The sequence below is a fragment of the Streptomyces sp. W16 genome (assembly GCF_033194735.1).
In the GTDB taxonomy this organism is placed as follows: Bacteria; Actinomycetota; Actinomycetes; order Streptomycetales; family Streptomycetaceae; genus Streptomyces.
This window is the reverse complement of sequence record NZ_JAWOAI010000336.1, coordinates 1-11,102: the sequence shown is the minus strand read 5'-3', so window position 1 is coordinate 11,102 and position 11,102 is coordinate 1. Positions and strand designations below refer to the sequence as shown.

Sequence of the window (11,102 nt, the reverse complement as noted above, 5' to 3'; positions counted from 1 at the left end):
CCGCCCCCTCGCCCGCCCCGCAGGCGGCGTTCGGCGCCGACGGCTACGGCGGTTCCGGTGACGGCGGCGGCGACACGGCTCTCCTCAACCACGTCCAGGCCGAGGCGCCCAAGCCGAAGAAGCGGACCCGCGGTCCGATCGCGCTGCTCGCCGCCGTGGCGATCGTCGCCGCGGCCGTCGGCGGCGGTACCGCGTACGCCTTCCAGCAGCTGACCGGCAAGGACACCGTCGCCTCCTCCAGCACCACCACGGCGGTCGTGCCCTCCAGCAAGAAGGGCGACGTCGCCACCATCGCCGCGACCGTCAGCCCGAGCGTGGTCGAGGTGGAGGCCACCCTGAGCAACGGCACCTCCACCGGCGCCGGCGTGGTCATCACCACCGACGGCCAGATCATCACCAACAACCACGTGATCTCCGGCGCCACCTCGGTCAAGGTCAAGACGAGCAACGGCAAGTCGTACACCGCGAAGGTCGTCGGCACCGACAGCAAGAAGGACCTCGCGCTCCTCCAGCTGGCGAACGCCTCCGGACTGAAGGCGGCCACCCTCGGCAACTCCGACGGCATCCAGATCGGCGACACGGTCGTCGCGATCGGCTCTCCCGAGGGGCTGACCGGCACGGTCACCAGCGGCATCGTCTCCGCCCTGAACCGTGACGTGACCGTCTCGACCGACGAGAGCCAGAGCCAGGGTTCGGGTTCGGGCGGCAGCGGCCAGTGGCCCTTCCAGTTCGGCGGCCAGCAGTTCAACGGCGACACCGGTTCGTCCACGACGACGTACAAGGCCATCCAGACCGACGCGTCCCTCAACCCCGGCAACTCCGGCGGTGCGCTGATCGACGCGAACGGCAACATCATCGGCATCAACTCCGCGATGTACTCGTCGAGTTCGGACTCCTCGTCCTCGTCGTCCGAGGCCGGAAGCATCGGCATCGGCTTCGCCATCCCGATCAACACCGTCAAGGCGGACCTGGCTTCGCTGCGGGCGGGCGGTTCCGACAGCTGAGTCCGTAGTCCAGCGATCAGTGTTCAAAGATCAGTGATCAGTAGGGAGTACGTCATGATCAAGCAGGTTTCGCACACGGTGACCGACGCCGGAGCGGCCGGTCTCGGCCTGGCCCTCGGGGTGGCGTACGAACTGCACGCGCCGGCGGCACGGGCGCCCGAAGTGGCGCCCGCCCCGGAGCTGATGGGGCTCCGCACCAGCGCGGCCCACCCGCACCACCGGAAGGTGCCGCTGAACCGGCTCGCCACCATGCGAGGCTGATCTGCCACCGTGCGAGGCTGATCTCAGCCCATTTCTCCCCTCCCCTCCTCTTTACGCGCCAGCCGGGAAACATGCGAGGCTGATTGCGACCAGCCGATCGTTGTCTCCCCGTCCCACCGCACCCGAGGATCCAGCCCATGAGCCCCGCCGAAGGCGACCGTGACACCCAGCGCATCCTGATCGTCGACGACGAGCCGGCGGTGCGCGAAGCACTCCAGCGCAGTCTGGCCTTCGAGGGGTACGACACCGAGGTCGCCGTCGACGGCGCGGACGCGCTGGAGAAGGCGACCGCCTACCAGCCCGACCTGGTCGTCCTCGACATCCAGATGCCGCGCATGGACGGCCTGACCGCCGCACGCCGTATGCGCGGGGCGGGCACGACGACGCCGATCCTGATGCTCACGGCCCGCGACACGGTCGGCGACCGCGTGACGGGTCTGGACGCCGGCGCCGACGACTACCTCGTCAAGCCCTTCGAACTCGACGAACTCTTCGCGCGGGTACGGGCGTTGCTGCGCCGCAGCTCGTACGCGGCGGCTGCCGCGGCCGGCGCGGCCCCCGAGGACGACTCCCTGACCTTCGCCGACCTCCGCATGGACCTCGCGACGCGCGAGGTGACGCGCAACGGCCGCGCGGTCGAGCTGACCCGCACCGAGTTCACTCTGCTGGAGATGTTCCTGGCGCATCCCCGCCAGGTCCTCACCCGCGAGCAGATCCTGAAGGCCGTCTGGGGCTTCGACTTCGAGCCGTCCTCCAACTCCCTCGACGTGTATGTGATGTACCTGCGCCGGAAGACCGAGGCGGGGGGCGAGCCCCGGCTCGTCCACACGGTTCGGGGTGTCGGGTATGTGCTGCGACAGGGTGGGGCGGAGTGAAGAACGTCCTCAACCGGTTCCTCCACCGGTTCCGGACCCTGCCGATCCGGTCCCGGCTGGCGATGCTGGTCGCGGCGGCGGTGGCGTTCGCCGTGGCGGCGGTTTCGGTCACCTGTTGGTTCATCGTGCAGGGGAAGCTGTACAGCCAGATCAACAACCAGCTCAAGACCTCGGCGAGCAATCCGCAGCAGCGCAGCGTCATGGACGCGATCCACAGCTGCGACAAGACCAACTTGCCGCCGTCGGACACATACGGTCTCCATCCGCCCTCGGAGTACTACTTCCAGCTGGTGCGGTCGAACGGCAAGTCCTGCATCCCCTCGGACTCCCCCGGCACGGTGAAGGTCACCAGTGCCGACATCGCCGTGGCCAAGAACCCGACCGAAACCATCATCCACAACGGCGTCGACACCAAGGGAACGGCCGTGCGGGTGCTGACGGTGCCCTTGATCACCGTCGACGCGAACGGCACTCGATCGGTGGTCGAGGGCGTCGCCCTTGTGTACGCCCTGCCTCTCAAGGGCACTCAGTCCACCCTCAACGAACTGGCACTGCTGCTCCTCCTCGTCTCCGGCATCGGAGTCGTCGGCGCCGGTGCGGCCGGACTCGCGGTGGCCCGCGCGGGCCTCCGTCCCGTCGACAAGCTGACCGAGGCCGTCGAGCACGTGGCCCGCACCGAGGACCTGGCCGTCCGCATCCCCGTGGACGAGGACAGCGACGACGAGATCGCCCGGCTGTCCCGCTCCTTCAACTCGATGACGACGTCCCTCGCCAACTCCCGTGAGCTGCAACAGCAACTCATCGCGGACGCGGGTCACGAACTCCGTACCCCCCTCACGTCCCTCCGTACGAACGTCGAGCTCCTCACCCGCAGCGAGGAGACCGGCCGCCCGATCCCCCCGGCGGACCGCAAGGCGCTGCTCGCCTCGGTGAAGGCGCAGATGACCGAACTGGCGTCCCTGATCGGTGACTTGCAGGAACTGTCCCGCTCGGAAGGGCAACGGGGTGAGCGCGTCCAGGTGGTCTCGCTCCAGGACACGGTCGAAGCGGCCCTGCGCCGAGCCCGCCTGCGCGGCCCGGAGTTGACGATCACGGCGGACGTACAGCCGTGGTTCGTGCAGTCGGAGCCCTCCGCGCTGGAACGCGCCGTGGTCAACATCCTCGACAACGCCGTGAAGTTCAGCCCCGAGGGCGGCACGGTCGAGGTGCAGCTGACCCGCGGTGTCCTCACGGTCCGCGACCACGGCCCCGGCATCCCCGCCGAGGAACTCCCGCACGTCTTCGACCGCTTCTGGCGTTCGCCGTCAGCGCGCGCCCTCCCCGGTTCCGGCCTGGGCCTGTCGATAGTCGCCCGCACGGTCCAGCAGGCCGGCGGCGAGGTGACCCTGGCGCACGCGCCGGGTGGCGGCACGGTGGCGACCGTACGCCTGCCGGGGGCGCCGACGGCTCCGCCGGAAGGCTCCGGCTCCCAGTAGGGGGTCCGAAAAAGTGTGACACTTCGGCGAGAAGCGTCACACTTTTTCGACCGCACCCTTGAGGTGAACGGGCGGCCTCAGTGGAAGCCGAGCATTCCGGGGGAGTCGATGTCGACAGTGACCACACCGGGCGGGTAAGCCTCTTCCCGGGTCGTCAAGAGGATCGACATGCCCGTGAACTCGGCTCGCGGCAGGGCGCAGTACAGGGCGTGACAGGTGTCCGGACCGCCGTACCCGTCGCGGATCATGGTGCCGACGGCGACCGAGGAGACCGTGGTCAGGTCGTCGACGACTACCGAGGAGAACGCGAGCACGCGGTCTCCGGCGCTCGCGTCCTCTGACTCCGCCTGCATGAGGCAGAGCGCCGGAATCCGAAGCAGATCGCCCGGAGTGTGGGCCATGTTCGCGGCGAGCAGGTTCAACGTCTTGTGCCCGTCCGCGAGAGCCCGGGTGGCACCGGTGTCGAGAATGATCACGCGGCCGTACCTCGCGCCCTACGGACCTTCTCGGCGGCGATCTTGTAAATGTTGCCGAGGATGTCAGGCGCCGCGTCGAACTCCTCGTCGCGGATGTCCAGGCCGATCACGTCGCGGACGACCTGCCGGTCGGCGGCAACCCTCTCGGCGACCTGCTCCGCCGTCGGCTGCGTGGCGGCCAAGTGCTCGACGAACTGCCCCAAGGTCATCCCGTGCTCCTTGGCGACCTGAGCGAGATGGTCCCGGGCCTTGCGGGAGACCTGAATGGTCGTGTTCTCTGCCATGGCTTCACCATAGCCCCGACACGGCACCCCGCTGCAGCCATGCACAGCCCCCTGCCTTACGCTCCTCCCCTGCTGACCGGGAGAGGGTCCATGCACGGGGACGGGGACGGGCGCGGAATCGGACGTGAGTACCACAGGTGGCGGAAGGCGTCCCGAGCGCGGATCGTCATCATGGCGGTCGTCATCGGGAACTGCCTGCTTCAGCTGACGCGGCCCGACCACATTCCGGTCCGGTACAAACTGCTCGCGCCGGCGGTGATCGCCGCGCTGCTCGTCTGGGCCGGTCTCGCCGCGCGACGAGGTCTCACCTCCGTGGGCGCCGACGGCGTCACCGTCCGCGGTGCCTTCCGCGTTCGCAGACGGGCCTGGCACGACATCTACGATCTGCGCGCCGAGGAACGACCGAAGCAGGGCCGCGCGGACAACCGATGGTTGACCTGGCTCTACGACAACGACGGCCGCAGGTTCCTCCTCCCCAACGTCGACGACTGGCAACTCCCGGACCTGCGGGCCGAGATCGACGAACTGCGTGCCCTCGCCGCCGCCCACCACGGCAAGGTCTGGGAACCGCGACCCGAGGTCGAGGCCCGGATCAGAGTGCGCGCGGGACATCGCAAGGCACAGGAACGCGCGATCATCTGGGCTCTGCTCGCCTTCTTCGCCGGCGGCATCTGTCTCGTGTGGGAGGTGACCACCGACGGCGAACCTCACCCCTTCCTCCTGCTCCTCTGCGCTCCCCTCGCCGCCTACGCCCTCCTCCTCCCGTTCTTCCGCCGGCTCGCGTCCCGAGCCCCAGCCCACACATAGCCCCCTGCCAGCCCCGCCACAGCCCCCCGTCACACCGTGTTCGAATGGCGCTGGCGCGGAAGATCCTGCTGGCCGACGACGACGCGGACGTACGCGAAGGGCTCGGCCGGGTGCTCAGATTCGAGGGGTACGAGACCGTCCTCGCGGGAGACGGGCGTACCGTCATCGATCTCCTCGGGGTACCCGACGACGCCGCCGCGCCCGACCTCGTGCTGATGGACGTCACCATGCCGGAGCTGGACGGGCTCGCCGCCACGCGCCGCATCCGCGCCTCGGGGTCCACCGTGCCGATCCTGATGCTCACCGGCAGGACCGCCGTCGGCGACCGTATCGTCGCCCTCGACAACGGCGCCGACGACTACCTCAGCAAGCCGTTCGCGGTGGACGAACTCCTCGCGCGGGTACGGGCGTTGCTGCGCCGCAGCACCCGCGAGGAGGTCTGCGGCAGTCCCCCGGCCGAGCTCGAACAGCTCGCCTTCCATGATCTCGTCCTGGAGCCGCGCACCCGTACCGTCACCCGCGGCGGCCGGCCGCTCGAACTGACCCGGACCGAATTCCTGTTGCTGGAGTACCTGTTGAGGCATCCGGCGACCGTGCTCACCCGGTCCCGGATCCACCGGCACGTGTGGGGCTTCGACTTCGAGCCCGCGTCCAACACCCTCGACGTCTACGTCATGTATCTGCGCCGGAAACTGGAGAGCCGCGGCGAACCGCGGCTCATCCACACCGTGCGGGGGCTCGGGTACACCCTCCGGGCAACACCCGCCGGTTGACGACTACTTGAGCGGCAGCCTCAGGATCATCGTCTCGTCGGAGGCCGGTGCCTGCGGCGTGGCAGGACGCAGGATCATCGTGTCCTCCGCACGGTGCCGTCCCGTTCCCGTTCCCGTGATCGCCATCTCGGGCAGCGGACCCGCAAGTCGCGCGTACGCTCCGCCCCTTGCCACCAGCTCCGCGTGCGTGCCCGTCTCCACCAGGCGCCCGCCCTCCACGACCAGGATGCGGTCGGCGTCGGGGGCGAGGCTCAGATCGTGGGTGATCATGATGGTCGTACGGCCGGACATCAGGCGGCGGAGGGGCTGGATCACCTGGCGGGCGGCCACCGAGTCGAGGCCGGCCGTCGGTTCGTCCAGGACCAGGACCGGTGCCTGGCGCAGCATCGCCCGCGCGATCGCGATCCGTTGCAGCTGGCCGCCGGAGAGTGCCGCCGTGCCGGGGGCGATCTCGGTGTCGTAGGACTCGGGCAGTGCGGTGATGAAGTCGTGCGCCGCCGCCGCGCGTGCCGCCCGCTCGATCTCCTCGTCGCTCGCGCCCGGCCGGCCGCACTCGATGTTCTCGCGGATCGTGCCGTTCAGGATCAGGGTCTGCTGGGGCAGCAACGCCACGTTCTCGCGCAGGAATTCGAGCGGTACGTCACGGAGGGGGACGCCGTCCAGGCAGATCACGCCCTCGGAGGGGTCGTAGAAACGGGTCAGCAGTTTCGACAGGGTCGACTTGCCCGCGCCGCTCTCACCCGTGACGATGACCAGCTCGCCGGGGTCCGCGCGGAAGGTGACGTTGTCGACCGTGTCGCGGGCCGCGCCGGGGTAGCGGAAGGTCACGCCGTGGAAGCTGACCCAGCCGTGGACGGGCCAGGCGGGGACGGGTTCGCGGGGGTCGCCGACGGACGGGGTGGCGTCCAGGATCTCGTTGATACGGGCGGCGCCCGCCGTGGCGGCGGTGAGGGTGAGGCCGAGCTGGCCGAGGTTGCGGACCGGGGGGTAGAGGTAGCCGATGAAGGCGGCGAAGGCGAGGAGCGCGCCGAGGGTCATGCGGTCGGCGGAGATCTCCCACACGCCGAGGCCGATGACGGCCAGTACGCAGAGGGTTTCCACGACCTCGACGAACTGCTCGTACATCTCGCTGAGGCGGGCGCCGCGGACGGACGCCTTCATCCAGGCGCGGGCCTCGACGTCGAGGCGCTTCTCCTCGTCACGGCGGCGGTTGTACGCCTGGGTCAACACGACGTTGCCGAGGGACTCCTCGACCACCGAGGTGATCGCGCCGTCCGCGACCCGCTCGTCCTTCGAGGCCTGCTTGATGCGGCCGGAGAAGCGGCGGGCGGCGAGCAGGAACAAGGGGGCCAGGACGAACGTGGCCAGGGCCAGGTCCCAGCGGAGGTAGAGGGCCGCGCAGGCGTAGAAGACCGCGGAGAACGCGGCCGAGATGGTGCCGACCACGCCGGACACGACCATCTGCTCGATGGCCTCGACGTCTCCGGTGAGGCGTTCGACCAGGTCGCCCCGGCGGTGCTTCTGGAAGAAGTGGGGTGGGAGGTCCTGGACGTGCCGGAAGACGTTCGCGCGCAGGCGCAGGACGAAGCGTTCGGCGGTCCAGGTGGCGAGGGAGTTGCCGAAGTAGCCGACGAGCGCGCCGAGTACGGCGACACCGAGCCAGGCCGCGGCCGGGCTCCAGAACTCGGACAGCGAACCGGCCTTGAGGGCGTTGTCGGTGAGTTCCGCGAAGAGCAGGATCGCGGCGGTCTCGGCGAGCGCCGACACGACGACGCACGTGATGATCACCGCGAGCCACTTGCGGTCACCGCGGGTCAGCGGCCAGAAACGGCGGAAGGCCTCACGGGCTTCCCTCATGGTCAACAACTCCCCTCAATACATGGGCTGGACATGGCCGAGGCGGGGCCACCGGAGCGAGCCCGCTCGCTAACCGGTGACCCCGCCTCACTGGGTACTGGCTCAGCCCTTGTGGCCGACGGGGCGCTTCGGCGCGGGCTTCTTGGGCGCGGGCTTCTTCGGGGCCGGGGCGGGCTTGCGGTGCTTCTTGACGGGGACGATCTTGTGGAAGCTCATGGTGGGTTCCCTCTCTGGGAGTTCGGCTCTGCGGCCGGGTGGGGGGTGCTGCGGGTCTTCTTCTGCGGCTCGCGGGACTGCTTACTTGTGCCCGACCGGACGCTTCGGCGCCGGCTTCTTCGGCGCGGGCTTCTTGGGAGCCGGGGCGGGCTTGCGGTGCTTCTTGACCGGGACGATCTTGTGGAAGCTCATGACGTGTTCCCTCTCTGGTACGGCTGTCGCGGTGTCTGCTGCGGTTCTGCAACAGTTCCTCTACCGATCTGCTGCAACTGCCTTTGAATTACGCCTGTAAATTCTTTGTCAGCCCTTGTCGGCGACCGGGCGACGCTTCGGGGCGGGCTTCTTCGGCGCGGCCTTCTTGGCTCCCGGAGCGGGCTTGCAGGACTTCTTGATGGGGTGAATCTTGTTGAAACTCATGATTAATTCCCTCCCTGTTACGACTTCTTATGTGCTGTTTACTTGTGACCGACCGGGCGGCGCTTGGGGGCCGGAGCAGGCTTCTTCGGGGCCTTCTTGGGGGCCGGGGCGGGCTTGTGGTGCTTCTTCACCGGGGCGATCTTGTGGAAGCTCATCGTGCTCTCCTTCGTCTTCTGTCGTTTGCGCCGTTCGCTTTCGACATGGAAAACACTACTGGACTTCCAGCGCAGAAAAAGCGATTTTCGCTTAGACCTTCCTGAGTGATTGCTATGGATGATTCTTATGGAATTCGCGGAACTGAACCCGCCCTTACACAGAATTTAGAACGGGAAAACGGAAGGGGGCCCGGCGCCGACCTGCGGCACCGGGCCCCCGAGGGGTCGGCTGTCACTGCACGACAGTGATCCGGTTCGCGGCCGGAGGCGTGAGCGGGCTCGCCGCCGACGAGTGGGCCGTCAGGTACTGCGCCAGCGCGCTCAGATCGTCCGTGCCGACCAGGTCACCGGTGCCCTGCCCCAGCGTCGTGAAGCCGTCACCGCCGCCCGCGAGGAAGCTGTTCGTCGCGACGCGGTAGGTGGCGGCCGGGTCGATCGCCGCGCCGTTCAGGCGGATCGAGTCCGTGACCACGCGGTCCGCGCCCGTCTTCGTCAGGTCCAGCGTGTACGTCAGCCCGGACGACACCTGGAGCACCTTCGGCGCCGCCGTGTTCGTGCCGCTCACCTGCTCCTTGAGCGCCTGGACCACCTGGGCGCCGGTGAAGTCCTGGAGGTTCACCGTGTTCGCGAACGGCTGCACCGTGAAGCCCTCGGCGTACGTCACCACGCCGTCGCCCTCCGCGCCCTTGGCCGCGTAGGTCAGGCCCGCCCGCACCCCGCCCGGGTTCATCAGCGCGAGGTCGGTCTCCGGGTCCAGCTCCTTGCCGTAGGCGAGCTGGGCGTCGGCGATCAGGTCGCCCATCGGGGACTCGGTGCCGGTGTTGTTGACGTCGGCGGAGATGTAGCCGATCGCGCGGTTGCCGATGGGGGCGGCGAGGGTGTTCCACTTGCTGATCAGCGAGGTCATGTCGGCGGCCTTGGGCACGGTCCGGGTGACCACGTGGTTCGCGGACTTGACCGTCGTACGCGCGATGTCGCCGGTCCAGCGGTCGTACGTCAGCGTGGTGTCCGTGTAGAGGCGGCCGAAGGAGGCGGCCGAAGTGACCATACGGGGCTTGCCACTTGGGTCGTTGATCGTGCAGACGTAGGCGTTGTGGGTGTGACCGGTGACGAGGGCGTCGACGGCCGGGGTGACGTTCTTCGCGATGTCGACGATCGGGCCGGAGATGCCGGAGCCGCCGCCGGACGCGTCACAGTCGTAGTTGTAGGACGCGGAGGCCGGGAAGCCGCCCTCGTGGATCAGCGCGACGATCGACTTGACGCCCTGCTTCTGCAGCTCCTTGGCGTACTTGTTGATCGTCTCGACCTCGTCCTTGAACTGCAGGCCCTTGACGCCGTCCGCGGAGACGATGCCCGGGGTGCCCTCCAGCGTGACGCCGATGAAGCCGACCTTGACGCCGTTCTTCTTCCACACCCAGTACGGCTTGAGGATCGGCTTCTTCGTCTTCTCGTCGAGGACGTTGGCCGCGAGGTAGGGGAAGTCGGCGCCCTCGAACTTCTTGTCCGTGTAGCAGCCCTCGGTGGGGTGACAGCCGCCGTTCTGGAGGCGGGCCAGCTCCTTGGCGCCCTCGTCGAACTCGTGGTTGCCGACCGAAGTGACGTCCAGGTCAAGCTTGTTGAGGGCCTCGATGGTCGGCTCGTCGTGGAACAGACCCGAGATCAGCGGGGAGGCGCCGACCATGTCGCCGCCGGCCGCGGTGATCGAGTACGGGTTGTTCTTGCGGGCCTCGCGCAGATGCGTCGCGAGGTACTCGACACCGCCCGCGTCGATCGTCTTCGTCGTGCCGTCCGCCTGGAGTTCGGTGACCCGGCCGGAGGAACCGGACGGCGGCTCCAGGTTGCCGTGCAGGTCGTTGAAGGACAGCAGCTGCACGTCCTGGTAGCGGCTGGGCTTGTGCCCATAACCGCCGCTCGGGTTTCCGTGCGCGTCGGCGGGCAGTGCGGCGACCAGCGCACCCGCCGTGGCCAGGCTCGCGGCGGCGGCGAGCAGGCCTGCGACACGGCGTCTGCGCGGGCGGTACGGCTGGGAAGTGGCTGGCATGAGCCCCCCTGTGAGTCGGCTGAGATGGCACCACGTTCCGGCGCAGCCTAGAGTCAACGCGCGTAGCGTGACAGGGGGTTCTTGGTTACATCCTGGTTTCTTCTTTGCCGCCACTTTGCTGGTACGTCCGCTTACCCTGAGGCCATGACCAGCGACGACACCGCACGGCCCGCGCCCATCTCCCGCTCCATCGAGACCTACGACGCGCTCTCCCCGGACCAGGCCGGGGCCGTCCTCGCGCTGATCTCCGAGGCGGCCAGGACCGACGGGCAGCCCGCGGTGTCCGAGCAGGGGCGGCTGCAGTTGCGCGGCGGCGCGCGGCCCGGGGTCTCGCATCTGCTGCTGACCCTGGGCGAAGAGCTCGTCGGCTACGGGCAGTTGGAGGACACCGACCCGGTGGAGGCGCCGGCCGCCGAACTCCTCGTCCACCCCGCGCACCGGGGGCACGGACACGGGCGGGA

The 11,102-nt window shown here is 68.8% G+C and carries 10 protein-coding genes and 1 pseudogene; 7 read left to right on the top strand and 4 right to left on the bottom strand.

Annotation, left to right across the window (positions count from 1 at the left end):
• The 4 genes from R6V09_RS34330 to R6V09_RS34315 form a co-directional block, all read left to right on the top strand.
• A partial coding sequence (locus R6V09_RS34330; protein ID WP_317885371.1) for a S1C family serine protease occupies window positions 1-1,004 on the top strand: 1,004 nt, incomplete at its 5' end.
• Between the two features lie 54 nt (window positions 1,005-1,058).
• Window positions 1,059-1,265 (top strand): hypothetical protein, encoded by a 207-nt coding sequence (locus R6V09_RS34325; RefSeq protein ID WP_317885370.1) that lies wholly within the window; start codon window positions 1,059-1,061, stop codon window positions 1,263-1,265.
• A 137-nt stretch (window positions 1,266-1,402) separates the two neighbouring features.
• Complete coding sequence (locus R6V09_RS34320; protein ID WP_317885369.1) at window positions 1,403-2,140, top strand: response regulator transcription factor; 738 nt, start codon at window positions 1,403-1,405, stop codon at window positions 2,138-2,140.
• A 62-nt stretch (window positions 2,141-2,202) separates the two neighbouring features.
• Window positions 2,203-3,615 carry a sensor histidine kinase gene (locus R6V09_RS34315; protein ID WP_317885372.1) on the top strand — a complete coding sequence of 471 codons (1,413 nt, stop codon included), beginning with the start codon at window positions 2,203-2,205 and terminating at the stop codon, window positions 3,613-3,615.
• Between the two features lie 77 nt (window positions 3,616-3,692).
• On the opposite strand, the gene R6V09_RS34310 is transcribed toward R6V09_RS34315, so the two are convergent.
• Together R6V09_RS34310 and R6V09_RS34305 are read right to left on the bottom strand one after the other, a co-directional pair.
• Complete coding sequence (locus R6V09_RS34310; protein ID WP_317885368.1) at window positions 3,693-4,091, bottom strand: hypothetical protein; 399 nt, start codon at window positions 4,089-4,091, stop codon at window positions 3,693-3,695.
• On the bottom strand, window positions 4,088-4,375 hold the full coding sequence (locus R6V09_RS34305) for a hypothetical protein (RefSeq protein WP_317885367.1): 288 nt from the start codon (window positions 4,373-4,375) through the stop codon (window positions 4,088-4,090). Before R6V09_RS34305 ends, R6V09_RS34310 begins: the two co-directional genes overlap by 4 nt.
• A gap of 171 nt (window positions 4,376-4,546) precedes the next feature.
• Here R6V09_RS34305 and R6V09_RS34300 point away from each other — a divergent pair, with 171 nt between their 5' ends.
• Complete coding sequence (locus R6V09_RS34300; RefSeq protein WP_317885366.1) at window positions 4,547-5,182, top strand: PH domain-containing protein; 636 nt, start codon at window positions 4,547-4,549, stop codon at window positions 5,180-5,182.
• Window positions 5,183-5,226: 44 nt separating this feature from the next.
• Complete coding sequence (locus R6V09_RS34295) at window positions 5,227-5,955, top strand: response regulator transcription factor (RefSeq protein ID WP_317885365.1); 729 nt, start codon at window positions 5,227-5,229, stop codon at window positions 5,953-5,955.
• Window positions 5,956-5,958: 3 nt separating this feature from the next.
• On the opposite strand, the gene R6V09_RS34290 is transcribed toward R6V09_RS34295, so the two are convergent.
• Complete coding sequence (locus R6V09_RS34290) at window positions 5,959-7,812, bottom strand: ABC transporter ATP-binding protein (protein ID WP_317885364.1); 1,854 nt, start codon at window positions 7,810-7,812, stop codon at window positions 5,959-5,961.
• A 1,020-nt stretch (window positions 7,813-8,832) separates the two neighbouring features.
• Window positions 8,833-10,641 carry a bifunctional metallophosphatase/5'-nucleotidase gene (locus R6V09_RS34285; RefSeq protein WP_317885363.1) on the bottom strand — a complete coding sequence of 603 codons (1,809 nt, stop codon included), beginning with the start codon at window positions 10,639-10,641 and terminating at the stop codon, window positions 8,833-8,835.
• A 144-nt stretch (window positions 10,642-10,785) separates the two neighbouring features.
• Between R6V09_RS34285 and R6V09_RS34280 the strand changes: the two are divergent.
• A pseudogene (locus R6V09_RS34280) lies at window positions 10,786-11,102 on the top strand (mycothiol synthase); the annotation flags it as partial.

Bases quoted from the DNA above. Each gene is read 5' to 3' on its own strand.
- R6V09_RS34290 (WP_317885364.1), bottom strand. From the start codon at position 7,812: ATGAGGGAAGCCCGTGAGGCCTTCCGCCGTTTCTGGCCGCTGACCCGC.
- R6V09_RS34300 (WP_317885366.1), top strand. From the start codon at position 4,547: ATGGCGGTCGTCATCGGGAACTGCCTGCTTCAGCTGACGCGGCCCGAC.
- R6V09_RS34305 (WP_317885367.1), bottom strand. From the start codon at position 4,375: ATGGCAGAGAACACGACCATTCAGGTCTCCCGCAAGGCCCGGGACCAT.
- R6V09_RS34295 (WP_317885365.1), top strand. From the start codon at position 5,227: ATGGCGCTGGCGCGGAAGATCCTGCTGGCCGACGACGACGCGGACGTA.
- R6V09_RS34315 (WP_317885372.1), top strand. From the start codon at position 2,203: ATGCTGGTCGCGGCGGCGGTGGCGTTCGCCGTGGCGGCGGTTTCGGTC.
- R6V09_RS34320 (WP_317885369.1), top strand. From the start codon at position 1,403: ATGAGCCCCGCCGAAGGCGACCGTGACACCCAGCGCATCCTGATCGTC.
- R6V09_RS34285 (WP_317885363.1), bottom strand. From the start codon at position 10,641: ATGCCAGCCACTTCCCAGCCGTACCGCCCGCGCAGACGCCGTGTCGCA.
- R6V09_RS34325 (WP_317885370.1), top strand. From the start codon at position 1,059: ATGATCAAGCAGGTTTCGCACACGGTGACCGACGCCGGAGCGGCCGGT.